Genomic DNA, 26,819 nt, shown 5'->3' with positions numbered 1-26,819 from the left:
GGCCGCGGGTACGTTCCCAGTTCCCACCATGAGTAGGTAGTGAGGGTCGTGCTTTGGAGATGCACCAAATTCGATACTTCTTGGCAATCAGCGAAACCCTGAATTTGACCAAGGCAGCCGAGCAGTGCAACGTCACCCAGCCGTCCCTGTCACGCGCGATCAAGGGCCTCGAAACCGAGCTCGGTGGCGAGTTGCTGCGACGCGAGCGTGCGCTGTCGCATCTGACGGAACTCGGCCAGCGCATGCTGCCGATGTTGCGCCAGTGCTACCAATCAGCCCTTACGGCCAAGATGGTGGCTGCATCGATCAGCGAGGGCGAGGCCGCGCCCCTATCAGTTGCGGTCTCGCGGACCGTCGCGCTCAATCCCTTCACAACAATGCTGCGGGAGCTGTCGCGTGCTTTCCCGGGTCTGCAACTGCAGTTGCGTCGCGGCACGGGCGCCGAGGTCACCGAATACCTGAGATTGGGCACCGCAGAGCTGGCAATCGCCGGCCCGCTTAATGAGCCCTGGTCTCGCCTCGATGCTTTCCCGCTTTTCGAGGAACCATTTCACCTCGTCGTCAATCGAACTCACAGGCTCGCGGGCAGAGACAGAGTCGAGCTCAGGGATCTTGCCTCTGAGACCCTCGTGATCAACACCGAATGTGAGATGGTCGAAGAGCTCAAGACCCGCCTGGAAGCAAACGGCGTCGTCAACACTGCCAGGCACCAAGTGGCGACGCAAGAGGACCTGCTGGCCTTGGTCGACTCGAACCTTGGCGTCGCGATCATCCCCAATGCGACCTCGGACACGGCTGGCTTCCGCCGAATACCGCTGATGCGCCTGGAACTCGCACGCACTGTGTCAGCGTACACGGTTGCGGGTCGACGCCGCGCGGTCGCCTGTGCCACTCTGCTCAATCTGCTGCGCGCCGCCGACTGGAGCTTCGACGTACGACCGGCGCGGCAGAGGAGAGCTCATTGATGGCCGAACGCCCCATTGGTGAAATCCTCGAAGTCGCTTTCATCCGATGCCGCGATCTGGAGGCACCGCTGGCCGATCGGCTCCAGGCGTTCTCGGATGAAGTGCGGCGGCTGGGCCCGCATTTCGCTGAAGCGGTCGATGCCCTCGTCAACGGTCTCGTCGAAGCCGGCGCTGGCGCAACAGCGCCCCAGGTAGGGGAGCCGATGCCGGCATTCTTGCTGCCCGACGAGCAGGGGCGCCTGGTCCACCTGAACGATTTGCTCGGCGAAGGGCCGGTGGCGATCGCATTCAATCGCGGGCAATGGTGTCCGTATTGTCGCATCAATGTCGACGCGCTGGCCCGTGCTGAGGAACAGATCGCTACCGAACACCGACACGTCGCCGCGATCGTGCCTGATCGCACAAAGTTCGCTATGTGGCTCAAGTCCGACGCCAATGCGCCGTTTCCGGTTCTCACCGACATGGATAACGGCTATGCGATGTCCCTCGGCCTCGCGTTTTCCGTCGACGACGAGATGAAGCACATGATGATCAGCTCTGGATGGGATCCGTCGGTGTCTCAGGGCGCCAATGAATGGATGCTGCCGATCCCGGCCACCTTCATCGTCGGCACCGATGGGATCGTCCATGCGCGCTTCGTCGACCCGGACTACCGCACGCGTATGGCGACCGAGGACATGCTTGTGGCGCTGCGCTCTGCAAGATAGTTCGCGTCGCGATTCCACAGTCCGCACGGCCCCGCGTATGCCTATCTGAGCGTTGCGATCGCAAATGCTGGCTGAAGGATCGCGCGGCTGTGATCCAGATCCTCTGCAAGAAACCACCCGTAGACCATAGCAGCGAGCTATGGAATCCCCAGCAAATCGGCATTTTCAATCGCGTGAGCATCGCCATAGCATTTGGCTGCTTCCACCGATTAACCCGCAGGCGGTCTGGGCGGCGATAGGCATTTCGCGATGCAGTATCCTGAAAGCGTGAACATCCGTGGCTGACGACTATGCATCCGTAACCCAGCCGACGTCGGTGTGGCATCGAACCCGCAAGTGAGCCGCATCTGTTTGACGCGCTCGGCACGACGAAGGAGGACGCATGTGGCTGGAGAAGAGCACGACGCAAGGGAAACTTCCCTTTCACCAAAACTCAGAGTTGTCCAAGAACAAGTGAGAAGCCCAATGTCAGCATTTGTTTACACTTTCGATAACGATCACCATTGCGCCGATAAGGTTGGCACTTCTCAACGGGCAATGAAGATTAAAGAAAGTATGAATTGCAAACCGATTGTACGAATATCTCCTTCTGACCTAGACAATCTGTTGATGACCATGGAGGTCGAGTTCGTCAAGCTTTCTGAATGCGTGGTTGGTCCAGGCTGGAGATTGACGATGGCCACCACCAACGCTCCTGGCATCCACTATGACCTTATAGGGACGGGTCGGATGATTATCGGCCATCATACTCCTATCGATCTCCGGCCGCATACCTTAATCATTGTTCCTGCTGGGCAATCTTTTTGTATTGAGGGTGCTGACGATAAGCGGCATCCAGCAACTCTCACAATCACCGAGGAGAACGCCCGGACATCGGTTTCTGGAGCCCTGAGCAGATTCGCTGCAGGTAGAGGCGAGCCCAAGGTCATGCTGATCTGCGGGTACTTCCGTGCCACGTACGGCGCTTCAATAGATCTTTTCGGAACCCTCACGTGCCCGATTGTGGAACAATTTGGTGCAACGGACCAACTCGATCATAGGCTGAGTTCGGCGATGGACGAACTAGTTGCCCAGGAGGTCGGGACCGGCGCCATGACCGCAGCTTTAATGAAGCAAGTACTCGTTACTTTACTGAGACGATCACTTACAACCAAAAATCTATGGGTGGAACGATTCTCTATGTTAGGCGACCCACGGATCGCGCGTGCCTTTGCGGAGATGGTCACCCATCCAGAATTCCCGCACTCGGTAGAGAGCTTGGCGCGGACCGCTTGTCTTGGTCGATCCGTATTCATGGTTCGCTTCACTCGTCTGTTCGGGAAACCGCCTATGGCGACCCTTCGTGACCTAAGAATGCGCAAAGCCGTAGTCCTCCTGAAGAATAGCGGCCTATCGATCGACCAGATCGTCCATGGTGTGGGCTATACAAGTCGCAGCAGTTTCTCCCGCACCTTTCGGAAGATGCATGGTTGCGATCCTTCGAGGTACCGAGACATACAAGACATGGGCGATTCGTCATTCAATCCTTAGGATAGGACCTACTGGACTGCTTATTTGAGGGATGCCAAGTAGCACTTAACCAGCTTAACGGCATCCAACTGCGCCGGCCCATTCTGAATAAGGCGCTGACGGGGAACGAGTTTGGCGAGGGATGATGAAGCGGGTCTGGTCCAGATAAAGCGAACGGGAGCACTTCAATGAGTAAGCGCATGCCGCCGTTGATATAGGCTTCCCGACATCGAAGAGACGGTAAGTCCGAAGTCGGTTTCACGAGCGCCGGAAAAGCCGCTCCAATACTGCATTTGTAATGCGTTCGGAGCGGCTGTCCCCGAGCTGATAGACGCTCCCAAAGGTTAGGACCGAGGCCACAAACCTGCTGCGCAGGTCAGCGGGCAAATCATCTATCGACTTTTCCAGGATCTCTTGGATCGCGCCATCGGTCATCTCGCACTCCGGAGCAATTCCTTGCTGCAACCCTCGCTGAGCTCCACGATTTAACGTCACCTCGGCTCAGTGCGACGCGCCCGGGATGCTCGGCAAACATTGAGACGGCGACCGCCGCGGCTTCGCGGCGCACCGCAGATTACGTCGCGCTCGTGTCGCTCACGGGCGAACACGGATGACCGTTTTCCCCGCGCGCCGCTCGGTCGAGTTGAAGGCGGCGATCGCCTCGCCGAGGGTCGCGACTTTGCCGATGTTCGTCCGCAGCCGTCCGTCCCGCACCCGCTGGACGATCTCGCTCAGCTGGGCACGGTCGGACTCGACGACGAAATCGACCGCCAGGCCATCCACGGGCCGCGCGTCGGCCGGTCCGACGACGGTCACCAGCGTACCTCCGGCTCGGATCAGCGCCGCGGACCGTTTCTGCATGTCGCCGCCAATGACATCGAACACCAGATCGATGCCGCGCACGTCTTCCAGGGTGTCGTTCTCGAGGTCGACGAATTCATTCGCGCCGAAATCGAGCGCCTTCTGACGGTCGGCAGAGCGTCCGGTGCCAATGACGTAGGCGCCGGCCTCTCGTGCGAGCTGCGTCACCATCGACCCGACGGCCCCGGCCGCACCATGCGCAAGGACGCTCTGCCCCGCCTGAAGGCGGCCATGCTGAAACAGTCCCTGCCACGCGGTCAGGCCCGAGATCGGCAGGCTCGCGCCCACCGTGAACTCGACATCGCCCGGAAGTGGCGCGAGATTGCGCGCTTCCATCGCTACATACTCCGCGAGCGTGCCGTCGCGATGCCAGTCCGCGAGGCCGAACACCCGCTGACCGATTGAAAGCCCCGTGGTGCCGTAGCCGAGCGCAGTGACCACACCGGCCAGCTCATGGCCGAGGATCGACGGCGTCCGGTCGCGGAAGGCTCGATCGGCCCAGGTCGAGGGCCACTCCAGTTCGGTGTTGACGAATCCCGCCGCATGAACCTGTACGACGACATCGTTTATGGCAGCCTGCGGCTCGGGCCGCTCCACCAGCTTCATCCCGGCCGTTCCGGCAGCCTGATCCGTTACTACAATTGCTTTCATCGGAATTTCTCCTCGGTCATCTGTTGTTTGTTGAGATGGTCGGGCAACGTAGAGTCTCCCTCACGGACGAACGCGGATAATCGTCTTTCCCTTGCGTCGCTCGGTCGAGTTGAAGGTGGCGACGGCATCGTCGAGGGCCGCAATCTTACCGACGTTCGTTTGCAGTCGACCGTCTCGCACCCGCTGGATGATCTCGTTCAGTTGCGCGCGATCGGGCTCGACTACGAAATCCACCGTGAGGCCATCCACGGGCCGTGCTTCAGCCGGGCCCATGATGGTCGTCAGCGTTCCTCCGGGCCGCACCAGGCGCACGGAACGCTTCGCGATGTCACCGCCGATGACGTCGAATACCAGATCGACTGTACCGACGTCCTCCAAAGCGTCGTTCTCGAGATCGACGAATTCATTGGCGCCGAAGTCGAGCACCGACTGACGGTCGGCGGCGCGTCCGGTGCCGATGACGTAAGCGCCAGCCTCACGCGCAAGCTGGGTGACCATCGAACCGACGACGCCCGCTGCACCGTGTGAGATGATGCGCTGGCCGGCCTCGATCCGCCCGTGCTGAAACAGACCTTGCCATGCAGTCAGGCCGGACATGACCACGCTCGCACCGACTGTGAAATCGACGCCGCCGGGTAGTGGCGCGAGGTTTCGCGTTTCGACAGCCACATACTCCGCCAATGTGCCGTCCCGATACCAGTCCGTAAGGCCGAAGACCCGCTGTCCCAGCGATAGACCCGTCGTGCCATATCCGAGACCCGTGACCACTCCGGCCACCTCGTGCCCAGGTATCGACGGTGTTCGGTCGCGGAAGGCGCGATTGGTCCAGGTCGGGGGCCAGGTCAGCTCATCCCAAGTGAACCCCGAAGCATGAATCTGAACGACGACGTCATTGATCGCCGCCTGCGGCTCTGGCCGCGCCACCAGCTTCATCCCGGCCGTTCCTGCCGCCTGGTCGGATACCACGATCGCCTTCATCGGAATTGTCCTCAGTGATCAGCCTCTTTGGTGGGATGGTCCCGTCATCGGCTTGGTTGGCTCATGGGCGAATGCGGATGATCGTCTTTCCGCTGATCCGTTTGGTCGGATTAAATGCGGCGACGGCATCATCGAGCAACGCTATGTGGCCGATATTGGTTTGCAATCGGCCGTCCCGCACACGCTGGATGATTTCGCCCAATTGGGCGCGGTCCGCGACGAGAACAAAGTCCACCGAACGGCCGTTTGGAGGTCGCGCCTCGGTCGGTCCAGCGATGGTCACGAGCGTTCCTCCATCCCGGATCAACCCTGCTGACCGCGTGGCGACATCTCCGCCGATGACATCGAACGCCAGGTCGACGCGACCGACATCGTTCAAGACTTCATTCTCGAGATCGACGAATTCGCTGGCGCCAAGGTCGAGCGCCTTCTGGCGGTCGGCAGCGCGGCCGGTGCCGATGACGTAGGCGCCGAATTCGCGCGCGAGCTGCGTCGCCATCGAACCAACTGCGCCGGCGGCGCCGTGCACGAGGACGCTCTGTCCCGTCCGAAGACGGCCGTGCTGGAATAGCCCCTGCCATGCGGTCAGGCCCGGCATCGCCACGCTCGCCCCGACTGTGAAGTCGACATCGCCCGGTAGCGGCGCGAGATTGCGTGCCTCGATCGCTACATATTCGGCCAGTGTGCCGCCACGATAGGAGTCCGAAAGGCCAAATACCCGTTGTCCAACCGAGAGCCCGGTCGTGCCGTAGCCGAGAGACGCGACCACGCCGGCAACCTCCTGCCCCGGAATAGATGGAGTCCGGTCACGGTCGAGACGATCGGTCCACGTCGAGGGCCATATCAGCTCACCCGAAGTGAACCCCGACGCATGTACCTCGACGAGGACGTCGTTTATCGCCGCCTCTGGTTTGGGAACGTCGACCAACTTCATCCCGGACGTTCCGGAAGCCTGATCCGTAACAACGATTGCCTTCATCATCTGCTTTCCGGGATGAGAGATCTTGCGATCTTCTGAATTTCTCGCAGATAGCGGAAAATAGAGCGGCGAAAATCTGTCGTCTAATGACCGTCAGCTATGGAATCGATGCCACCAAAGGGCCGCGCGACAATTATGAACTCGATAAGGGCCGTCGTCCCGGCGCGATCGCGGCATAACGACCGTCATGAAGGGTGGCCGTCGATCCAGGGCGGTCCGGGCCTCGGGCGCTCACTCAAGGCTTGGAGGCGATACAGCCAGGTTCCGGAGCCACGCCGCGAACTATGTGGGAGAGGCTCGTTCCGACCGCACGCTTCACGCGAAGCAGCCAGGATTTCTTATCCGGCTGGGAGCCGTCGCGCAGCGTCACTGTTCCTGTCATTCCGGAGACGAGCGGCATGCCGGGCGGAACCCTATCAATAGCGATCCGGACCGGCACGCGTTGCGCCAGTCGCACCCACGTATAGACCGGGTCGATATTTGGAAGACCCTGAGGGCCGGCCGCAGCGTTCGATACGCTGACGCCTCGGGTGATCGTCGTTACATGACCCATCAGCGGGGCTGCGTAGCCCATCAGTTTGACTTCTGCGCGATCCCCAATGCACATCTGCGCTAACTTTGTCTCCTCGAAATAGCCGTCCACCCAGAAGCTGTCGGTATCGACGATCGAGATGTTGCTAACTCCTTCGTGCGCATAGTCGCCTACTCGTAGGAGAAGATTCGTGACATAGCCGTTGACCGGGCTGCGGACCTCGGTTCGCTTCAAGTTAACGGCTGCCTGGGCGACCTGTTCACGCGCAACGTCGACCGCGGCTTTAGCTTGTCGGGCGCTGCCCTCGAAGATCTGTTGCTGTTCTTTCGAGATCGACAGTTCCGACAACTGCTTCCGGCGTTCCGACTGCAACTCCTTTACATAGTTGTCGGCTTCTTTTTGTTCCAAAACTGCTTTGCTCAGGCGCAACGCAACATCGAAATCAAATGGCTCGATCTGATAGAGTACATCTCCCTTATGGACGAATTGGTTGTCGGAGACCCACAGCTTTGTGATCTGGCCGGACACGCGAGGTGCAACGCCCGCAACCTGAACTCGTACGCGCCCGTCGCGTGTCCAAGGCGCGACGACATACTGGTCCCACACCACGAGTGAGATCATCGCCGCGACAAGAAATATTGCCAACGTTGCAAGTCTGCGAGAAATCGGCAGAAGAGCTTGCGTGATGTTTGTTCGCCGTCCGACCGGTGGTGTGGCGAACGCGACGGAGATCTCTGGCCCGCAAGATTGACGTCCTCCGGATTTCGCACGTGCGACTGCGCTTAGCCCGACTGACACATCGCTCTCGGTCGATCCAGGCAACGTGGCGGATCCCGGTTCTTCTCGGTCGATCACCTTGTCTTGGCTGGCACCATCCATCAATTTTCCCTCAGAGAAACAAGGCAATCAGGCCCAGAATTGTGATGTAGAGGCTGAGTTCGGCAATCGCGGCATTGCTGAAGAGCCGCCAAAAACCGACAGTTCGCAGCAGCGGCTTCGTCAGAAGCACGACGAACAGAGCCGCAACCGCATAGGTCATGAAGGGTGCGACCAAGACCCCGCCAATAACCAAGTCGTGGAAGGAATGAGCCATCACGCGGTCTCACTAAGATGAGCACGTCGCCCTAGTGCCGCCTCAGCGTGATAGCTCGCGACCATTAGCGCGGCGCGGAGATCGGTAATCGAATGATTTGGCGGTGTTGCTTGGTTCAAGCGGTGGGCAATGGCACGAATTGCCCGCGGTTCACGCTTGTTGAACGCGGCGCGTACGTCTTCAACCAACCCCGCCAAGGGGCCGCCGGCGAGAGCCTTCAGCTTGGTGTCGCACAATCGGAGAATCGAGGATTGGTCGAAATGTGAAAGAACTTCGCCGATCGTCTCCGGATTTGTCCCTGTGGACAGGATTTGCCCAATCCTGACGGCGTCGCGAAACATCTCCTCCTCAGGCTCATGCCGACGGCCACGCGGGGGGCCCTGAGCAAAGTCTTCGCGGGACGACGTTAACATCCATCTTCGCCGCCTCTCCTGAGGGACTGGAGGTACAAGAAACTGCGTCGCCAACAACAAGGCGGGCGCAAGGCAAGCGAGGAGGAAGAAGAAGAGGTACGATTGCCCGTTGTAGGTCTGGGGGTTGGTCGGCGAGGCAATTACCAGGCTGTAGATAAGCGTAAATCGGCCAATCGCCGACATCAGGCGATTGGGCGATGATATCAGCAGCGCGGTGCCGATAATCAGCGGCGCTAGGCCGATGGCAAGGAGCGGAAACGCGTCGACGCCATCGAGGACGACAAACTCGAGAAGGCCAGCCAGAACACCGCCGACGGGCGCAGCCATGAGCGCGAGGGCAGTGGTTGCACGTGAATTGGGCGTTATCGCCCCGAGTCCCACGAACGTTCCAACGAGCGCCAACGAAGTGTTTGCCGCGGGCCAACCCGCATAGACGAGAAACACACTCGCCAACGCAACCCAGATCGCCGCGCGAACTCCAGACTCAATTGCCGCGCGGTGCGATCGATAGATCAGTCCACGCCATCGCCAGGAGGGACTCCCATCAGTGCGCAGGGCAGCGATGTTCTGTCGAACCTGATCGTCTCTTCTCAGCAATTCCTCAAGCGTCCAGGCCAACGGCACCGTCGCGTCTGCATCCGCTTGCTTCTTGACTCGCCACGCGCATGGCGACGGCTGGCGAGCCTTTTCGTCGCGGTCAAGCGCGTGCGCAATTCTTTTAGCGCTCGTCTGGTCTGCAATCACCGGAAGGACATCAAGACTTCGAGCGGCATGTAACTCGGCCACAAGCGCGGCGGCCACGTTCTGCGCCGCTACGCTTCTGGCCCGGCCGTTACTCGACTCAAACACCAGCGTCGCGATCTCTGGCCGAAGCGCGGCAATTTCGGCGAGCAGGGCAGCGGACGCCATTGGTTCCATCGGTTCGCCAAGGATCGCCGCTTTGGCGTGGTCGGCGATCCGGCGATGGATATCGGCCAGTTGCCCCAGTAGCTTGGTGTGACGATCCGGCGACCCCAGTAGGTCGTTGACGATCGCAACGGATGCAATTGCGATGAGAATTGCCGCGCCGCGCATCATACCCGCCTCGAACACGTGCCCGGGATTGTCGATTTCCTGGATCGCAACCAGAGCAACGGTGAAGCCCGACAGGACCGCCGCGTAGGCCCGATTGCCGTCGAGCATTCCTGCGGCGTAGACGCAGAGACCTATCCAGCCGGCATAGGCGATCAAGAGAAGATCGCGCGACTGGGAGAAAAGCCCGGTTAGGGCAATAGAAGCGGCCACGCCGATTGTCGTTGCCAGGACACGAAAGACTGCCTTGCCCAGTGCCTGGCCGCGCGTTGGTTCGGCGATGATCGCAACTGTTACCATCGCCATCGACGGCATCTCGATCGAGAGCCAGAAGCTTACATACAAGGCCAGAACCGCCGCCAGCCAGGTTCGGCCGGCAAAAGCCCAGGCGGCGAGAGGAAACCCTAACGGACGGAGCTTCATCTGTTCAGGCAGCGTCAAACACAACTACTCCCCGATTCGGGTTTCTCGCCCTGCGGCGAACCGCGGCCGTTGCCGCCTTGGGAAAGCGGCCCTTAATTTCTTGTAAGATCCTCGACCAGCATTGCCGTGCCGTGGCGTACGAGCGCCTGCGTCGGCGCGTTCGTGTTTCCGCTGGTGATGTTTGGCAGGATGGAGGCGTCAATGACGCGGAGACGGTCGATCCCGCGGACCCGAAGTCTTGCGTCAACCACTGCCCGTGCGTCCTGCCCCATACGGCACCTACCAACTGGGTGCCACATTGTCGTCACGACCCGCTTTGCCCATTCGGCAATCTCTCCGTCCGATTGGACGTTCGGACCAGGGTCCAGCTCTTCCTCGATCACCGACGCCAATGAACCTTGGGCCATGACCTCGCGGATTGCCCGCACCGATTGCACGGCCGACCTCAAGTCGTCTTCTTCCCCGATGAAATTCGGATTGATCAGCGGCGTCGACGTCGGGTCACTGTCGGCAAGCCGAACCCAGCCGCGACTCTTGGGCCGAAGCACCACGAGTTCGAATGTGATGCCGGACCTATCGCCTGTCGGAGCAAGCCCTTCGTTAGCAATAATGGGGGCGTGATAGCATTGAATCGTCGGGTCTGCGGTGAAGTCCGAAGGGTTCCAGTGGGTAACCGTTTCGATGCCGTTGCCGGCCGCGGGACCATCCTTGGTAACGAGATAACGCAGGCCCGCCTTTATGGTGCCGAGACCATGGGCGGTCGCTTGATAACCGAGATCACCCTTTACGTAGGCGCGGACCGGGACCATTGCGTGGTCTTGCATATTTTCCCCGATTTCCGGGGAATCGACGATCACCGCAATCCCATGCTGGCGCAGTTGCGCGGCCGGACCGACGCCGGAATGCATCAAAATGTTAGTGCTGTGAACGGACCTGGCCGAAAGCACGACCTGGTCGGTCGTGATTGTCTCCAGATCGCTCAACTCGACGTCAACCGCGCGGGCATTGTCGATGAGAATGCGGATGACGGTCTTGTTGGTGAAAAGGGCCACGCGGCCCGAGGCGAGGTGTGGGCGCAAAATATGCGTCGACCGCGCTGCACCGTCGCTGATTTCCGACCGCAGAGTGCACCGGCGAACACCAATCGAGCTCGTGCCGTTATAGTCCGGATTGAAAGGAACGCCGTATTCCTGGAACGCCTTGAGACAATACTGGTTCAGTGCGTTGATGCCCTTGGGCTGCTGGACCGCGAGTCCGCCGTTGATGCCGTGGAATTTATCGTGGAAGGTGTCGTTGCTTTCCTGCACCATGAAGACGGGAAGCAGATCCTCATACGACCACTTGCCGGTGTCGCCCACGGCGTCTTGCCAAGCCGCGTAATCACGGCTCTGGCCACGGACGTATGCCATCGCATTGACCGAAGAGCCCCCGCCCAACACCTTTCCCGAGCGATAGGCGCGCTTGATGCCGTGCTGAGGAACAGTCTCGTATTTCCAGACATTTCTGCCATGCGCGAGCATGTTGGCGAAGCCGGCTGGAATGTGAATTAACGGATCGTGGTCCACGTTGCCCGCTTCGATCAAGGCGATCGATGCGTCGGTATGTTCAGCGAGATAACTTGCAACGACGCAGCCGGCGGCGCCCGCGCCGACAATGACAATATCGAAGGCGTCATCGGACATTATTGTCTTCCCTATTTGTGCCGTTTGGATCGTTCGGTAAATGGAAGCGGCGCACATCTCCGTGCCGGCCGTTGGAAGCGTTCTGGCCATCTAGCTGAGAAAGTGACGTTCCAACGCCAGCGAGGGAAATCACCTCTCGCCATAGAGTCGATAGACGGCCGTTATTGCCGTGCGCTGCCGAATGCGAAGCGGCGCCTTGCGTGCAAACGGGATCAACTCGCGAAGGCGAGGGAGACAGGCACCGCGCCATTCCCCGGCACTATCAAAACGATACGCAGCGGCAATTGGAACAGGTGGTCGGGCGCCGGGATCAACAACCGCCCCTGCGCGCGGACCATCGCCTCTACTTCAGCGTAGCCAGATAGGCAACGAGGTCCGCTCGGTCCTCGGAATTCTTCAGCCCCGCATAGGGCATTCTGTTTCCGGGAACGACTTTTTGTGGTGATTCCAGATACGCATCGAGGATCTTCACGTCCCACACGATGTCGGACTTCTTCATCGCATTGCTGTAGCGGAATCCGGCAACCGAACCGGCCTTCCTGCCGATGACGCCTCCCAGACCTGGCCCAACACGATTGGCATGATCCGTCGCGTGGCATGCAGCACAGGCCTTGAAGACGACCTTTCCGTGCTCCACGTCCTGCGCATAGCCTCGGTTCGCTGTCACGTCGGCAAGCCCGACAACCATTATAAACACGGCAATATTGCCAACGCCTTTCATAGAGAATGCCCTTCGTGGATGACGATTAGAGGTGGCGCGGCCGCGCGACGTAATCATTGAGGTCATCGCCAAGGCGAAGCGCCAGCGCTCCAAGCGGACCTGTGGGATTGTAGCCGGCGTTAAAGGGATAGACGGATGCACCGACGACAAAGAGGTTCTCCGCATCCCAGTGCTGCAGATGAGGGGAGACGACGCTGGTCAGGGGGTCGCTTCCCATGATCGTGCCGCCAGTAATATGGGTCGTTTGATAGACGCGGCTATCATAAGGTCCCGTCCGGGGAGCTGTCGGCGGCGCGATGTCCGCGCCCGTCGCTTTTGCGATCTCATCGATCTTTTTCGACAAATAGACCGACATCTTGCGTTCGTTCTCGCGTACGTCGAACGTCATGCGAAGGAGCGGCTGTCCATAGGCATCGACATAGGTCGGATCGAGATCGACGTAGTTCTCACGATGCGGATACCAGCTTCCATGGGCTGATATGCTGAAATTGTGCGCATACCAATCGGCGTTGGCTTTCTTCCAAGTCGAGCCCCATTTCGGGGTGCCCGGAGGCACTGCCCGGCTTGTAATCGGCCGCCCGTTCGTCACGTTGGCGTAGATGTAGCCACCGCCAAGGAAGCCGAGGCCGCTATGGTCGAAATTGTCGCCGTTGAATTCGTCGATCACCGTTTGTGAGGCACCGGACGCCAGGAACGGATTAATCCAGCGGTCTTTGAAGAAGACGCGCGTCCCGGACATCGTCTGGTGGCAGAAATTCTTGCCGACCACGCCGTTGCCGGTCTTCGGATTGTAAGCCGCACCGATGCCTGCCATCAGCAAAAACTTGGTATTCGACATCGTGAAGGAAGAGAGTACGACAACGTCTGCCGGCTGTTCGTACTCCTCGCCGCTTACGCGATCGATGTAGCGAACGCCTTTTACGCGCTTTGCCTTCTTGTCATAAAGAATGTCGAGAACGTGCGTTTGCAGCCGTAACTCGAAGCCCTTGCGCTGTCTTAGCATGGGGTAGAGCAAGACCTCCGGGCTCGCCTTCGCGTTGGCCTCGCAGATGAAGCGCTCGCAATGGCCACAGAACTGACATTGGCCAAGCTGCATGCCATCGGGATTGGAGTAGGCGGCCGGAGAGTTCGCCGCCGGCATCGGAAACGGCTTGTAGCCGAGCTTTTTGGCTGCCTCGCTGAAGATCACGCCCGCCTCAGTGATGGGCAATGGCTTTTGCGGATATTCGTTCTTCCTTGGAGCCTCGAACGGATTTCCCCCGGCCTGCACCTTGCCGCCAAGATTGCCAGCCTTGCCGGCGATCCCGAACAGCTTTTCGAACTGATCGTGATACGATTCCAACTCAGCATAAGTGACGCCCCAATCCTGGATCGCCATGTCCGCCGGAATCGCTTTCTTCCCATACCGGCTTTCGAGATGGGTGCGCAGGGCGGGATCATGTTCGCCCCAGCGCCAGGTCTGACCGTTCCAGTGATTGGCGGCGCCACCCATTCCTTCGCCTGATTTGAAAGCCTGGACGCGGCGTATCGGCAAGGCCGCTTCGCCGCCATTGTGGCGGAGCGTGTAAGTCTGGACGGACCAGTCCTGAAAGAGCTCGCCGTGTACGTCCCAACGCAGCTCATCACGCTGCGACGGCAGGCTGGTGGCAGCGGTATGGGTCCGGTCGATCCCCCGTTCGAGGACGACGACGTCGACGCCTTTGGCAGTTAGCTGGCGGGCGGCAAGCGCCGCGGTAAATCCTCCGCCGACGAACACGACAGCGCGGCGTTTCAAGCGTGTAGCCATGATATCCTCTCAAGCGAAGTCGGCGATGGATTTCGGGTCAGCAGCGCCTGGAAAGGGCTTGCCGCGGAAATCGATCATGTCTTGGGAATGAACCGCAGGCAGACCCGGATAGCCAATTGCCTTCCAGAAAATCTTGCCGACATTGCCGCCGTAGATGGGGTCGGCAAAGCACGCTTGCTCAAACAGCGGATAGAGGAGTTCGTTGAACCATGTCGAGAGATGGATGCGCTCGTCCACCACCTTCCCCTCGGCAATTTCATGGAGAAAATGGTCGGCAGCGCTCTCATCGAGTTCGCTAAAACTCTTGCCATTCTGTTTTCGGCAGGCCGCATCTGCGGCAGCGAGCCCTGCCTTGAAAAACTGCTCGGGCGTGAGCGGCGATTGATACCCAAGCTGAGGCTTACCCTCGTGCCAGGGGCCGCGCATATAAAGACGCGCGCCCTTGCCGAAGCTGCCTGCCATTTGTCGATCGATATAGACAGCAAGCCCGCAATCGACGCCACCTGGTGTTAAAGCGTCGGCAGGACACATGACATTGACAATCGCCTCGACCAGGCCCGCCTCGTCAGGGCCGAACGATAGATATCCGAGTGTTGGCGACGGCAGCCTCGCTGAAGGAATACTCGCGGAAGCATCTCCGGCCTGGGAGGAGGAGACAGGCTCGGATGCTTCCGCGAGAGCCGCGGTCGTCGCGGTTGAACCTACGAGAATGGCCGGAGCGAGCGAAGCGGCTCCGGTGGCGGCTGCCACGCCGAGGAAGCCCCGACGGTTCGGATGAAGAAATTTGTCGCTCTGATCATTGCTCATTGGCGTTGCGGTTCACTTTCTTGGTCGTGGCAAAACCACGTGATCCCATAACGGACTCTAGCCCATGCATGGCGCGGAGGCTCCACGCGGCAGTCTGAATGAAGCGTTGACCGCCTGTGCTCAGCCGGCCAATCGTTGTCAGGATCGGACGGGACGGGCGGAATTAGAAATTCCCTTTGGACATGCTTTCGATAGGCGCCAGGTATCGTCGTTCGAACCCTTGCCTGATCTGTCGCGGGCCATCTCAAACTCGTCGATCTCTGGATTTTTCCGGACAAGCCCACTGCGATTGGGGCGCTTGTTATGTGTCTGGACGAACGGCGACGGATTGTGGATTAGCGGCGCGATTTGCCGCCGTATTTTTAGTCCGCGGCGGCGCACGGCCCGCGGCACTCCCGTCAGGCCCTTTAAGGATGAACGCGTCGATGGACAATCTGACTGCAACGCTGTCCGATACCGACAACAGCCTCATTCGATCCGGTGTGGGCGAGGGACTGTCCCGCCGTCAAAAGGCGATCCCGTGCCGCTGGCTGTATGACGAGCGGGGCTCACTGTTCGAAGACATCACGCGCCTTGAAGACTACTATCCTACGCGAGCGGAGCCATCGATCCTGCGGACGCGGCAACTCGTGTTGCCCGTAGGTGGGATCAAGGAGAAGGTTGTCGCCGCTGCAGCTGCAGGTTTGACTCGCGTGCTTCCACCCGCCCGCAACCGACGCGACTTCGATGATATCCCCGCCGGCGCTCGAGATAAGCTCGAGTTCGTTTGGCTTGAACGTGTCGACGACGCAATAGCAGCGGCGTTGGAGGAGATTGCAAATCCAGCCGCGTCGGCGACAGATGTGGCGACGCAGTCCCAGCAGGTGCCGCTTGCCGCGCGGCGGGCGCAGTGATGATCCGCCCCTGAATCACCGGCGCCGCTGCGCCAGGATGGGTCGATCGAATGCTCCGCGAGGGATCAACGCGAGGTGTCCCTGACGAAACGTCGGCATTAGCTCCGGTGGATTCATTGAGTTTTGCCCGTCATCGCGACGCTCAGCCAGACTATTCATGTTGCGGCTGAATATATCAAATTCGGCGGCAATCACTACTCCATCGACCGCAACTGGGTGATTGTCTAGCGTCTTCAATTGAAGGCAACGAAGACTAAACCGATCAAATCCCAGATCAGGTTGGAGCGCGGAACGGCCCTTCGCCCAGTTGCAGTAGGCTGCCTGCGTGAGATGGCATCGACCCGCTGTCCCAGAGCCAAGCTGATGTGGGCCCGAGCATCATAGAGGCTTCCGGACGTGGCAGGCGAGCCGTTCTGGCGTATATCGCGACAAGATCTCGACAAGTTGATGACGACCTTGGACGTCACCTTCGTCAGGCTGTCGGAATGCGCGCTTGCGGCGGACGCTCACCTGGCGCTTGCCCGCGCGGCGGCTCCGACCATCCATTACTGCCTTCGGGGCACCGGATTTATCCTCCTTGACAATGAAGCGCCCATACGCCTGACACCTCACACACTGGTGATTGTCCCCCCTGGCCAAGCTGTCACGATCACTGCGTCGGAGCATCCGATAGCGCCGCGGAATGGGGGCAAACACGGAGTGGGCGGATCCACACTAGGCTCTTCGCAGCGGCACAGCATTGGAGAGGGAGAGCCGAAACTGGTGCTCGCATGCGGGCCCTTTCGCGCGCACTACGGTCCGGCGCTCGACTTGTTCGCTTCTCTCGCGACGCCCATTGTCGAAGAATTCGACGTGCACGACCAACTCGACCAGGTTATGGCTTATGCAATGGCAGAGCTTACGGCCCAGGACGTTGGTGGGGGGCCCATGTCGACGGCACTGCTGAAACTTGTCCTCATCACCTTACTTCGGCGATGCCTGGTGTCGACGAACGCGTGGGTCGAACGGTTTACAAACTTAAGCGATCCGCCGATCGCACGAGCTTTTGCCGAAATGGCCTCGCGCCCGTCCGCGGCGCACACCGTTCAGAGCCTCTCTCACGCTGTCGGTCTCAGCCGATCTGCTTTCATGGCGCGTTTTTCCGCCGCCTTCGGAGAGTCGCCGATGTCATTGCTTCGCCGGGTGCGGATGCGTCACGCAGCGGATCTGCTTGCGGCAAACGCGCTGTCTATCGATCAAGTTGCGTTGAATGCCGGTTACCAGAGCCGTAGCAGCTTCACGCGTGCTTTCCGCAGACAACATGGTGATGACCCGTCTGAATACCGTGCCAAGGCGCAGCGACCTCCGTTTGTCAGTTCGACGACAGCCGATGACGTGATCGAGGAATCGGATGCAGCCTAAGCTGGACTTCAAGCGGCGGGTGCATAGATGCAGTCATTGCGCGATGCGCTTCGTGCAATTTCCATCCGTCGTTTCGATCGGTATCGGACGGCTCGAAACTCAAACTATTAAGGTGGACGGCAAGATTACGCGGGCAACGCAAACGCTCTCGGGTGTGGCGGCGTCATGGAGCTCAAAGAAGACGTTCGGCAATCCTGCGGCGGAGAACTTTTAAGTCATTCGCGAAAACGCGAATACCCTCCGCCAGCTTCTCGGTCGCCATGGCGTCTTCGTTCATGATCCACCGAAAGGTTGTTTCGTCCATCGGCCCTTCGGGGGCTAGGTGTTTTAGGTCGACGGCGTCTTCGCTCACGAACCAATGGCAGATTTCGTCTTCCGCCGTTCGCAAGGAACGTGGCTCCGGGGCCGTGGGCGCCAGGACACGTTTGATCCGGCCTTCTTCGGAAGCAAGGGCATCCATAAGGGCCGGCGCGATCGTAAGGCGATCGCATCCGGCCAACGCTTCGATTTGGCCAGTGTTACGGAACGACGCGCCCATGACGATCGTCTCGATTCCGTTTGATTTGTAGTAGCCGTAGATGTCCCGCACGGATCGAACTCCAGGGTCCTCGTCGGCAGTGAAGTCCCTTCCGGAGGACTTCTTGTGCCAATCATAGATGCGGCCTACGAATGGCGAGATCAGGAAGGCACCTGCCTCGGCGCTGGCGATTGCCTGTGCACGGTTCAATAGCAACGTCATGTTGCATTTCACGCCTTCGCCTTGGAGGATCTGTGCAGCGCGTATGCCCTCCCATGTCGAAGCGAGTTTGATAAGAACGCGCTCGGGTTCGATGCCACGTTGCTTGTAGGCTTCGATGATCTGACGCGCTCTTGCGACTGATGCCCCGATGTTGAACGAGAGGTTCGCATCCACTTCGGTCGACACGTAGCCTGGCACGAGTCGCAACAGTTCGACACCGATGGACACAGCGAGCCGATCGGCCGTCGCTGCAGCAAGTCGCGCACCGTCGCCGCTCTGGCTCCGTCCCCAGGCCAACGCTTCATCGACAACATTCCCGTACTCCGGAGTGTCAATGGCCTTCAGAACTATCGTTGGATTCGTCGTGCAATCGGTCGGCTTGAGACGTGCGACCGCCGCGAAATCTCCGGAGTCAGCGACGATCGTGGTCATTGTGCGGAGCTGATCAAGTTTTGACGCCAAGGCCGTCTTCCTCTCATGTTGGTCCGAGCCGAAGACACACCGCAATGCCGTTTCTCTCACCGAGCGAGGCCGCTGTTCTCCGAGTTCGGCGTTGTCACGATTAAGGGGCTCTGTTTTTAGACCGGCTTGCCCGATTGTTCTTCCTCGAATGTCACCGCAACGGCCGCATTCGCTGAAAGGCGAACCTTCTGCCCCTCGATGTCGGCGACCAGACCAGCATCGATGAAATGTGCATGGCCCTTGTGCTGGCCTTCGCCGCTGTCACGCTTGGCGAGTCGGATGCGACCGTCGACAACTGCGTCCACGGTGCCAATGTGGACGCCGTCCGCGCCGATCACTTCCATGTTCCGAGCTATCTTGTCCGTGGTCATCGAGTCTCTCCTTTTTGCATCGATTCCTTTGGGGCTACGCATCTTCGGCCAAGCGGAGGCCCGCGAACTGCCAACGCATGTGCGCAGGGAAGAAGTTGCGGTAGGTCGCACGGAGGTGTCCGGGCGGCGTGACACAAGAGCCGCCGCGCAAAACAAACTGCCCGGACATAAACTTGCCATTGTATTCGCCGACGGCGCCTTCGACCGCTCGGAAGCACGGGTAAGGCGAAAACGGGCTGCGCGTCCACTCCCAAACGTCGCCGAACAGCTGCTGCAAGCCTGGTTTCTGCGGCGATGCCGGCTTTGGCCTAAGCCTATTGAGATCGAGGAAATTACCGTCGACGTCGAGCTTCTGCGCCGCAACTTCCCATTCCACCTCGCTCGGCAGCCGCTTTCCAGACCACGTGGCGAAAGCATCGGCCTCGAAGTAGCTGACATGTGCGACGGGCGCTGTCGGGTCGACCAACTGGAAGCCTCGCAGCGTCATCGTCCAATGCTGTCCCTCGCGCATCTCCCAGTAGAGCGGATGCGACCAGCGATCGGCCAGGACTTTTGCCCAACCTTCGGACAGCCACAGAAGTGGCTTGGTGTAGCCGCCGTCCTCGATGAATTCCATCCACTCTGCGTTGGTCACCAGGCGATTGGCGAGGCGGAACGGCTCCGTCAATACGCGGTGTCGCGGTCCCTCACTGTCGAAGGCGAAACCCGCGCCGCCATGGCCGATCTCGACGATTCCTCCATCGAAGTCGGTGAAGGAGAGGGCGGGAAGCATTGCGGTCTCGACCGTCACCGGGGCAGGGTCACGATAAGCCGGCCGGATTGGATTCTGCGCGAACAGATGAAGGATGTCCGTGAGCAGGAGTTCCTGGTGCTGTTGCTCGTGGTGGCATCCGAGCTCGATCAGTTCTGCAACCGCACGGGCTGGGCGAGAGTTGAGCAGCTTCGCAACGGCGTGGTCGACATGTGACCGGTAGGCGTAGATCTCATCCAACGTCGGCCGCGTAACCATGCCGCGCCGCGGACGCGGCTGTCGCGCTCCCAGCGTCTCGTAGTACGAATTGAAGAGAAACGTGAACTTCTCGTCGAAGGGCTTGTAGTCCTTCACATAACGCGAGAGCACCATCGCCTCGAAAAACCAGGTAGTATGTGCGAGATGCCACTTTGCGGGGCTCGCATCGGGCATCGATTGAACAGTCGCATCGGCGTCGGACAGAGGCTCGCCGAGCGCCTCGCTCGTGTGCCGGACTTCGCGGTAGAACCCCTCAAGGTCAGAGGGTTGAAGTGACGATTGGAAAAGATGCGCAGAAGCCATTGCAAGTCCTCAGTATGAATTCGGAATGAGCTATCGCAACGGGCATGGCACCGCGCGGACTAAACGCCATGCAATTTTCGGAAGTCGAGAATCTTAAAGCCGTGTCCAACCGTCCAATCCTCGCCACCTTGTCGCGCTTCGAGCGACCCTACAGCGGGCGGCGAGGATGATTGTCGAACGAGCTGCAGAGCACATGCAGTTCCACTGTGTCCGCAGCGCCTCAAAGCGTGAGACGGCCCTCAGGCGGCGGTTCTCCGCGGCAACTTCCAGTCCGGCCGAACGAAATGGCAGGTGTAGCCACTCGGATAACGCTCCAGGTAATCCTGGTGTTCGGGCTCCGCCTCCCAGAAATCGCCAACAGGGGATAGTTCCGTCACGACTTTGCCCGGCCACAGCCCTGACGCCTCGACGTCCGCGATGGTTTCTTCGGCGACACGTTTCTGCTCGTCATTGGTATAGAAGATTGCGGATCTGTAGCTGGCTCCACGGTCGTTTCCTTGGCGGTTCGGCGTGGAGGGGTCGTGGATCTGGAAGAAAAACTCCAGCAAGTCGCGAAAGCTTGTTTTGCGCGGATCGAAAATGACCTCGAGCGCTTCCGCGTGCGTGCCGTGGTTGCGATAAGTGGCGTTCTTGACGTCGCCACCGGAGTAACCGACCCGGGTCGAAACGACTCCGGGCAAACGCCGCACCAGCTGCTGCATACCCCAGAAGCAGCCGCCGGCAAGGACCGCGCGTTCCGTATTCGCTGCCATTGTCAGGCCTCCTGTTTTGCAAAGAGCTTCGCGTATTCGCCGTACCCTTCGCTCTCCAACTGGTCGTGATGGATGAAGCGTAGGGAGGCCGAGTTCATGCAATATCTCAAACCACCTTTGTCGCGCGGCCCGTCGGGGAAGAGGTGACCCAGATGGCTGTCGCCGTGCTTGGAGCGGACCCCAGTGCGAATCATGCCGTGCGAGCTGTCGACCTTCTCGACGACGTTCGCAGCTTCGAGAGGTCGTGTGAAGCTCGGCCAGCCGGTGCCGCTGTCGAACTTGTCGAACGATGCGAAAAGCGGCTCGCCGGAAACGACGTCGACATAGAGACCAGGCTCTTTGTTGTTCCAGTATTCGTTTGAAAACGGGCGTTCGGTGCCATCCGTCTGCGTAACGCGGTACTGCTCGGGAGTCAGCTTCGAGACCGCTTCCGGGTTTTTCCTATAGGTCGGCATTCGCGGAACTCCTCTCTTGTTCTGGTCTGAAGATAAGTATCGGGTGGGCGAGCGTCCAATCACCACCGGCTATCGAAACCATGCCATGCGGGCCGCCGTTAGAGGTGCTTCAATCCCAGGGCGTCACGGCATTTGCCCCCAAACGGGAGGTCTGAAATTATTGGAACAGGACTTTGAATCGGCGCTCGCAGCGATACCGAGTGGCTACGGCGAAGGCATTTACGAGGGTCTGCGCTATGGCGTCACCGTGCGGAGGTCGCAAGATGGAAAGCGCATAAGCCTGTTTGCGCGAGAGCTCGCCGGTGGCGATCTCGTCAGTTTCAATTTTTACCGGTTGAGCTCCGGTGAGGGCACTTTGCGGCCCTGCGAAATGCCGGTCGATAAAGTCGTTGCTTTTGTTCACGGTTACCTTCCGGACAATCGGCCGCAGTCCACATCACGCGCCGATAGGCTTCAATGACCGCGATCGATGCGACATCGGACGAGGAGGTCCCACCGAATGCAAATCTAAGTGCTGCGATCGCAACGAGGCCGCGAAGCCGCGCGGCTGCGTTGTTGATGCCGCAGGCCGACCCGCCCAAGTCGCTCGGGACAGCGTCCAGCACTACGGTCGTGAGCGGGGTGACGCACGCCGTCACACCGATCGCCACGTTGACGACTGTACTATCGATGAACCCGAGACTTGAGCCGAGAATGGACGTGGGCAGTACCCAACGCGGATCGCGCCCCCGCGGGCCGAACCGCTGACGGGGTTTCGCAGGGCACCTTCTGGAATCCTACCAACCCGGCCCCCTTTCGCCGACCCACCGAGACCCGCGCGTTCCGTGATCGCAGGTCCTCAGACGTTAGCCAATTTCGGCTACGACGTGGAGGCGACCTGGCGTAACGATTCCAAGATCTGCGTCGGCTCCTCCCGGATCGTGAAGTCCGGTTCGACGAACGCGCTGCGGATTCGGCCTTCGGTGTCGATGATATAAGTCGCGGGAATGGGTAGCATCCAGACTGGCGAACCGTGCCTAGCGCCGAAGTCGAACCCTAGTCCGGAATAATGCGTTTTGGTTTCATCGGGCACACGGAACAATACGCCGTACGATACCGCAACCCCGTAGTCGACGTCGGACAGTACCTTCAGATCCAGGCCGAGATTTTGCTTGAGCTGGCGCGGGAATTGCCTTGTCTCGGGCGTCACGACCGCGAGCGTTGCGCCGAGGCTCTCGAATTCGTCCTTCGCGGCCTGCAGCGCGCACAGCTCGGCGGTGCAGAACGGACACCAGCCGCCTCGGAAGAAACTCAGGACGAGGGGGCCATCGCGGCGTAGTTGCTCCGAGGAGTGGAGACGGCCGTCCGCGTCCGGAAGAAGGAAGTCCGGCGCGGTGTCTCCGACCTTCAATGCGTGCGATGCCACGCCCGTATCGCGAAGCCAGCCTACGAGGTGGTTGTATGACTCCCAGTCTGCGGCGCTGAACGTCGCCAACAGCTCCGAGCGTATCTGGGCGAGTGTCTGGTCGGTCTGGTTTGACATCGGTGGAGTGTAAGACTGCGGATTAATCGGATGGGAGCAGTTGGCCGGCGGCATACCCGTCGTGGTCATGCCGCCACGCCCGCCGCTTCCGGAAGCGTTACTTGTGGCATGCCGCGATTGGGCACGTCGATAGACCAGTCGCGAAGTCGCGCCACCTTGACGAAAGCGTCCAGTGCCGGCGAGTAGCGGCGGCCCTGCACGGCCAGCAACCGGACTTCCCGCGAAACCTGATCGCCTTCGAGCGGAATGGTCTTGAGTGTCGGAAGGCGCGGCATGTGTTCCGGTGCGAGCATCACGCCAAAGCCGGCCGCTGCCATGTGCTGCAAGTGCAATTCATGCCCGCTGCAGTGGCCGAGATGGGGAGGTTCATCAGGAAAATAGGTCTGTTGGATCTTTCGAGCGACGTCGCATCCGGCGCGATCGAGCAAGACGGTCTCTCGGAGGTCGTCGATCCTGATCGACGGACGGTTTGCCAGTTGGTGTGTCGGTGCGAGAACTGCAACGTAGCGCTCCTCGAACAGCGACCAGTCATCGATACGGGCGGGCATATCCTGCACGGCGCCGACCATCGCGGCGTTGATCTCCCCCTCAAGCAACAGATTGACGAGCTTGTCTGCTGCACCCTCGCGCAGCTCGACGTGAAGGCCGGGGACGAACTTTGCGATCTCCGCGATTGGATCGACGACGAGCGACGCCGAGATCGAGGGGGCGAGGCCAATCTTCAGCGGGGCGACCTCTTTGCGTTGGAACTCCTGCGCTCTGCGACGCACCGCCTGTGCTGAAGCGAGTGTGCGCTCCAGCATCGGAAGGACTTCTTTCCCGAGGTCGGTGAGCTGCGTCAGCTGGCGCTCGCGGTAGATCAACTGGCCACCGAGCTCATGCTCGAGCTTCTGCACGCCCTTGGTCAGGGCAGGCTGCGTAACATTGCACTGCTCGGCGGCGCGGGTGAAGTTGAGGGTGGACGCGACGGCGAGGAAATAACGGACCTGATGAAGCTCCATGTGTTGTTCTCCGTCAAGTTGCGACTGTCTGTATTGACGAGCCTTTGCACTCGACGGCGTGACCGGGCACGCCGTAATCATGGCGCGTGGATGCCACTTACCGACACAGGTTGGAATGGCCCAGTCTATTGGTTTGGACGCGCGGACACGCTTTCTGGAGCCCGTGAACATGGGCCGCCGCCCGCGGCGAGGTGGGCAAGGACCGGGATCAGTTCGGACGGGTCGCCGCGCCGCGTGTAGTCGACGCTGATGTCGGCATACTCGATCGTCCCGTCACGGGCCACGACGTACCGGGCGGGCATGGTCAACGTCCAGCTCGCATCGCCGTTGAAGGTCGCGAGATCCAATCCTGATTCCTGCTCGACGGTACGCAATTCGTCGGAGGCCTTCCAGCGCAGGCCGAATGCGTGCGCGACCTTGCCCCCCGCGTCGACCAGGCTGGCGAATGAAAGGGCATTTCGCCTCTGCGTCTCAAGGCTGTTGTCAGCGGTCTGCTGCGAGACGACCACCAGCGAGGCACCAAGGCTGCGAATGTCGCGAGAGGCTGACTCGATCGCGCGAAGGTCAACTGTGCAATAAGGGCACCACCTTCCTCTGTAGAAAACGAGGACCATCGGGCCGTGCCGTAGCGCCTCGCGCGACGAGAACGCCCGGCCGTTACCGTCACGCAACCGAAACGAGGGGGCTTGCTCCCCGGCTTGCGTAGCCCGCTCGGCCAGTCCAGAGGCGGCAAGCGCTTCCACCGCCCGTTGCCGAACGAGCGTCACATTTGGCGGGGTCCTCGCCAAATCAGCGGCTTTAACAGCGTCCAACTGGTCCTGGAGTAACATCTTCGGCTCGTCGCGCGGCGCGATATACCGCTGTCATAATCGCTGATGTAGTGTGGGTCGGGTAGCCTTGCTACGAGAGTTTGAGTTATTTTTGTCGTGCATGAATGAGCGTCCTCGGACGGGGCGGCTATTTCTTTCTTTTTGAGCTCGATTTTGGTGCAGAAACCTTAGCGAGATCCGCCGCAAGAGACTTCCGCAGCCGAGGCGCGGCGAATTCCATAAAGCGACGCAGCTTGAGGGGAAGGATCGCCAGCCCCGCATGCACCATGTGCACCGGGGTGGGCTCGGGCTCGTAGTCTTCGAGAATGACCCTCAATTTCCCCGCTTCTACCGCCCGCGCGACCTGATAGGAGAGTACGTTCGTGACGCCGACACCGGCGATCGCTGCATCGATCGCCGCCTCGGCGGTGTTGATTTTCAGCCGGCAATAGGGGCGGACGCTCCTCGAGGCCTTGCCGCGCGGGTTGAAGATCCACGTCATCCCGGCCGCGAGAGCCGTGAACGTTACGCACATGTGCTCCGATAGGTCCTCGGGGGCTCTAGGGACGCCATGAGCTGCGAAATAGTCAGGACTACCGCAAACTACTCGTCTGATATCGCCGACTTTCGTGGCTATGAGCGTGCTGTCGGGCAACATGCCGACTCGAACCGCCAGGTCGATATGCTCGTCAACGATGTTGATCGTGTGGTCGGACAGCGTCAATTGAACGCTGATCTGTGGGAAGTGGGCTAGGAATTCGTTCACGACCGGTACGACATGCAGGCGTCCGAAGACAATCGGAGCGGTCATCGTAAGCGTGCCGCGTGGGACGCTGTATTCTCCGGCGGCCTGCGTTTCGGCCTCCTCGACCTGTTCCAGGATGCGTTTGCATGCGGCAACGTAGGCGACGCCCGCCTCTGTCAGCGACAGTTTCCGCGTGGATCGAACCAGCAGCTGGGTGTTGAGGTGCGTCTCAAGTTCGGCAACCTTCCGGCTGATCGTCGGCAGCGGGACGCCGAGTTGCCGGCCCGCCGCCGAGAAGCTGCCTGCCTCGGCGGACGCCACCAAAATCGACATTGCATCAAGCCGGTCCATTTTCTCTCACATTCCGAGAGGCCATTTCTCACGATTACCGGATTATGTCGTGGAGCGGTAGGGGCTACACAGCGGTTCGAAGGCCAAGCGTGCCAGATTTGAATGGAGAGGAGAGAGAATGTCCCGCATCGCTATTCCCGGGCGCGATGATGCACCCGCCGAGTCTCAGCCGATACTCGACAACGTCAACAGGATGCTGGGGTTTGTGCCGAATCACTATCGCCTCATGTCCATAAGCCCGAATGCGCTCAGCGGTTGGGCGGGGCTGATGGGGCCAGTGTCGAAGACCCTCGATCTGAAGACCCGGGAAGGGATCGCACTAGCAGTCTCGGAGGCTAACGGTTGCGATTACTGCCTTGCCGCGCACAGCTACGTCTCGACAAATTTGGCGAAGATTCCCCCGGAGGAGATTGCGCTAAACCGTCAGGGCTGCTCCAGCGACCCCAAACGCAAGGCTGCGGTTGCTTTCGCGAAGGCGCTCATCGAAACGCGCGGCAAAGTCTCCGACGCCCAGTTCGAAGCTGTCAGGGATGCAGGCTGGACCGATGCCAACATCGTCGAAATAATCGCGCTGACCGCTCAGTTCCTGTTGACCAATTTCATCAATAATGCGGTAAGGACCCCGATCGATTTTCCAGCGGTCAGCCCCGCGAAGACAGATTAGCGGGGTGAATTCGATTGCTGGGCCGAAACAGCGGATGGCCGGGCGGCCCTCCTAGTTCCGATGCCAACTTAGTTTGCTCGCGGGCGCCAAGCGTCCAGTAGCGGCTCGGGGCGCTTCGGCGCGTCCACGAGACCGAGCGCGGCAATTCTGTGATAATCGGCGCG

26 protein-coding genes and 2 pseudogenes are annotated in these 26,819 nt (G+C 60.1%); 7 read left to right on the top strand and 21 right to left on the bottom strand.

From position 1 onward, the window contains the following. Window positions 1–59: 59 nt before the first annotated feature. The 3 genes from FJ979_RS13665 to FJ979_RS13655 all read left to right on the top strand — a co-directional run bounded on the left by FJ979_RS13665 (window position 60) and on the right by FJ979_RS13655 (window position 3,202). A complete protein-coding gene (locus tag FJ979_RS13665) occupies window positions 60–965 on the top strand; it encodes a LysR family transcriptional regulator (protein ID WP_224704938.1) in 906 nt (301 codons plus the stop codon). Next, window positions 965–1,672, top strand: a complete 708-nt coding sequence (locus tag FJ979_RS13660; RefSeq protein ID WP_140581493.1) for a peroxiredoxin-like family protein — start codon at window positions 965–967, stop codon at window positions 1,670–1,672. Before FJ979_RS13665 ends, FJ979_RS13660 begins: the two co-directional genes overlap by 1 nt. Window positions 1,673–2,137: 465 nt before the next feature. Next, on the top strand, window positions 2,138–3,202 hold the full coding sequence (locus tag FJ979_RS13655; protein WP_210239512.1) for an AraC family transcriptional regulator: 1,065 nt from the start codon (window positions 2,138–2,140) through the stop codon (window positions 3,200–3,202). Between the two features lie 237 nt (window positions 3,203–3,439). On the opposite strand, the gene FJ979_RS32525 is transcribed toward FJ979_RS13655, so the two are convergent. The 11 genes from FJ979_RS32525 to FJ979_RS13605 all read right to left on the bottom strand — a co-directional run bounded on the left by FJ979_RS32525 (window position 3,440) and on the right by FJ979_RS13605 (window position 15,178). Next, window positions 3,440–3,616 carry a hypothetical protein gene (locus FJ979_RS32525; protein ID WP_181171891.1) on the bottom strand — a complete coding sequence of 59 codons (177 nt, stop codon included), beginning with the start codon at window positions 3,614–3,616 and terminating at the stop codon, window positions 3,440–3,442. A 159-nt stretch (window positions 3,617–3,775) separates the two neighbouring features. Further along, entirely contained in the window at window positions 3,776–4,693 is a 918-nt protein-coding gene (locus tag FJ979_RS13650; RefSeq protein WP_140581490.1) for an NADP-dependent oxidoreductase, read from the bottom strand. A 60-nt stretch (window positions 4,694–4,753) separates the two neighbouring features. Continuing rightward, a complete protein-coding gene (locus tag FJ979_RS13645) occupies window positions 4,754–5,671 on the bottom strand; it encodes an NADP-dependent oxidoreductase (RefSeq protein ID WP_140581487.1) in 918 nt (305 codons plus the stop codon). Window positions 5,672–5,732: 61 nt separating this feature from the next. Beyond that, entirely contained in the window at window positions 5,733–6,650 is a 918-nt protein-coding gene (locus FJ979_RS13640) for an NADP-dependent oxidoreductase (protein WP_140581877.1), read from the bottom strand. A 235-nt stretch (window positions 6,651–6,885) separates the two neighbouring features. Then, window positions 6,886–8,061, bottom strand: a complete 1,176-nt coding sequence (locus FJ979_RS13635; RefSeq protein WP_140581484.1) for an HlyD family secretion protein — start codon at window positions 8,059–8,061, stop codon at window positions 6,886–6,888. Between the two features lie 10 nt (window positions 8,062–8,071). Then, on the bottom strand, window positions 8,072–8,275 hold the full coding sequence (locus FJ979_RS13630) for a DUF1656 domain-containing protein (RefSeq protein WP_140581481.1): 204 nt from the start codon (window positions 8,273–8,275) through the stop codon (window positions 8,072–8,074). Beyond that, the gene (locus FJ979_RS13625; protein ID WP_140581478.1) at window positions 8,275–10,200 is read right to left on the bottom strand and encodes an FUSC family protein; all 1,926 of its coding nucleotides are present in this window, start codon (window positions 10,198–10,200) and stop codon (window positions 8,275–8,277) included. Before FJ979_RS13625 ends, FJ979_RS13630 begins: the two co-directional genes overlap by 1 nt. Window positions 10,201–10,274: 74 nt before the next feature. Next, entirely contained in the window at window positions 10,275–11,864 is a 1,590-nt protein-coding gene (locus FJ979_RS13620) for a GMC oxidoreductase (protein ID WP_210239511.1), read from the bottom strand. 343 nt (window positions 11,865–12,207) lie between these two features. Next, window positions 12,208–12,585, bottom strand: a complete 378-nt coding sequence (locus FJ979_RS13615) for a cytochrome c family protein (RefSeq protein ID WP_140581475.1) — start codon at window positions 12,583–12,585, stop codon at window positions 12,208–12,210. Between the two features lie 25 nt (window positions 12,586–12,610). Continuing rightward, the gene (locus tag FJ979_RS13610) at window positions 12,611–14,371 is read right to left on the bottom strand and encodes a GMC family oxidoreductase (protein ID WP_140581472.1); all 1,761 of its coding nucleotides are present in this window, start codon (window positions 14,369–14,371) and stop codon (window positions 12,611–12,613) included. 9 nt (window positions 14,372–14,380) lie between these two features. Continuing rightward, entirely contained in the window at window positions 14,381–15,178 is a 798-nt protein-coding gene (locus FJ979_RS13605; protein ID WP_140581469.1) for a gluconate 2-dehydrogenase subunit 3 family protein, read from the bottom strand. Between the two features lie 182 nt (window positions 15,179–15,360). On the opposite strand from FJ979_RS13605, the pseudogene FJ979_RS33460 reads away from it, so the two are divergent. From FJ979_RS33460 to FJ979_RS13595, 3 genes and pseudogenes are all read left to right on the top strand, one after another. Continuing rightward, window positions 15,361–15,792, top strand: a pseudogene (locus FJ979_RS33460) (L-histidine N(alpha)-methyltransferase); the annotation flags it as partial. A gap of 12 nt (window positions 15,793–15,804) precedes the next feature. Continuing rightward, window positions 15,805–16,071 (top strand): annotated as a pseudogene (locus tag FJ979_RS32850) (S16 family serine protease); the annotation flags it as partial. A gap of 396 nt (window positions 16,072–16,467) precedes the next feature. Further along, complete coding sequence (locus tag FJ979_RS13595; protein ID WP_140581466.1) at window positions 16,468–17,472, top strand: AraC family transcriptional regulator; 1,005 nt, start codon at window positions 16,468–16,470, stop codon at window positions 17,470–17,472. 172 nt (window positions 17,473–17,644) lie between these two features. Here the strand turns inward: FJ979_RS13595 and tal are convergent, their stop codons facing one another. The 10 genes from tal to FJ979_RS13545 all read right to left on the bottom strand — a co-directional run bounded on the left by tal (window position 17,645) and on the right by FJ979_RS13545 (window position 25,991). Then, window positions 17,645–18,673 carry a transaldolase gene (gene tal, locus FJ979_RS13590; protein WP_140581463.1) on the bottom strand — a complete coding sequence of 343 codons (1,029 nt, stop codon included), beginning with the start codon at window positions 18,671–18,673 and terminating at the stop codon, window positions 17,645–17,647. A gap of 116 nt (window positions 18,674–18,789) precedes the next feature. Then, complete coding sequence (locus FJ979_RS13585; protein ID WP_140581460.1) at window positions 18,790–19,044, bottom strand: DUF2171 domain-containing protein; 255 nt, start codon at window positions 19,042–19,044, stop codon at window positions 18,790–18,792. Between the two features lie 34 nt (window positions 19,045–19,078). Beyond that, on the bottom strand, window positions 19,079–20,356 hold the full coding sequence (gene egtB / locus FJ979_RS13580; protein WP_140581457.1) for an ergothioneine biosynthesis protein EgtB: 1,278 nt from the start codon (window positions 20,354–20,356) through the stop codon (window positions 19,079–19,081). A gap of 239 nt (window positions 20,357–20,595) precedes the next feature. Beyond that, window positions 20,596–21,108, bottom strand: coding sequence for a peptide-methionine (S)-S-oxide reductase MsrA (gene msrA, locus FJ979_RS13575; RefSeq protein WP_140581453.1), 513 nt, complete (start codon window positions 21,106–21,108; stop codon window positions 20,596–20,598). A 2-nt stretch (window positions 21,109–21,110) separates the two neighbouring features. Further along, window positions 21,111–21,563: a peptide-methionine (R)-S-oxide reductase MsrB gene (msrB, locus tag FJ979_RS13570; RefSeq protein ID WP_140581450.1), complete on the bottom strand. Its 453-nt coding sequence runs from the start codon at window positions 21,561–21,563 to the stop codon at window positions 21,111–21,113. Between the two features lie 157 nt (window positions 21,564–21,720). After that, window positions 21,721–21,966: a hypothetical protein gene (locus FJ979_RS33455; RefSeq protein WP_181171893.1), complete on the bottom strand. Its 246-nt coding sequence runs from the start codon at window positions 21,964–21,966 to the stop codon at window positions 21,721–21,723. Between the two features lie 456 nt (window positions 21,967–22,422). After that, window positions 22,423–23,154: a peroxiredoxin-like family protein gene (locus FJ979_RS13560; RefSeq protein WP_140581447.1), complete on the bottom strand. Its 732-nt coding sequence runs from the start codon at window positions 23,152–23,154 to the stop codon at window positions 22,423–22,425. After that, on the bottom strand, window positions 23,151–24,086 hold the full coding sequence (locus tag FJ979_RS13555) for a LysR family transcriptional regulator (RefSeq protein WP_140581444.1): 936 nt from the start codon (window positions 24,084–24,086) through the stop codon (window positions 23,151–23,153). The genes FJ979_RS13560 and FJ979_RS13555 overlap by 4 nt, the downstream gene beginning before the upstream one ends. A gap of 125 nt (window positions 24,087–24,211) precedes the next feature. Continuing rightward, window positions 24,212–24,916, bottom strand: coding sequence for a peroxiredoxin-like family protein (locus FJ979_RS13550; RefSeq protein WP_140581441.1), 705 nt, complete (start codon window positions 24,914–24,916; stop codon window positions 24,212–24,214). A gap of 127 nt (window positions 24,917–25,043) precedes the next feature. Beyond that, window positions 25,044–25,991: a LysR family transcriptional regulator gene (locus FJ979_RS13545; RefSeq protein ID WP_140581439.1), complete on the bottom strand. Its 948-nt coding sequence runs from the start codon at window positions 25,989–25,991 to the stop codon at window positions 25,044–25,046. Window positions 25,992–26,109: 118 nt separating this feature from the next. On the opposite strand from FJ979_RS13545, the gene FJ979_RS13540 reads away from it, so the two are divergent. Continuing rightward, window positions 26,110–26,655, top strand: a complete 546-nt coding sequence (locus FJ979_RS13540; RefSeq protein ID WP_140581436.1) for a peroxidase-related enzyme — start codon at window positions 26,110–26,112, stop codon at window positions 26,653–26,655. Window positions 26,656–26,819: the final 164 nt, after the last annotated feature.

Origin of the sequence: Mesorhizobium sp. B1-1-6, from assembly GCF_006443035.1 — a bacterium.
Taxonomy (GTDB): domain Bacteria; phylum Pseudomonadota; class Alphaproteobacteria; order Rhizobiales; family Rhizobiaceae; genus Mesorhizobium.
The sequence above is the reverse complement of the archived record's forward strand: the minus strand, read 5'-3'. Positions and strand labels throughout refer to the sequence as shown.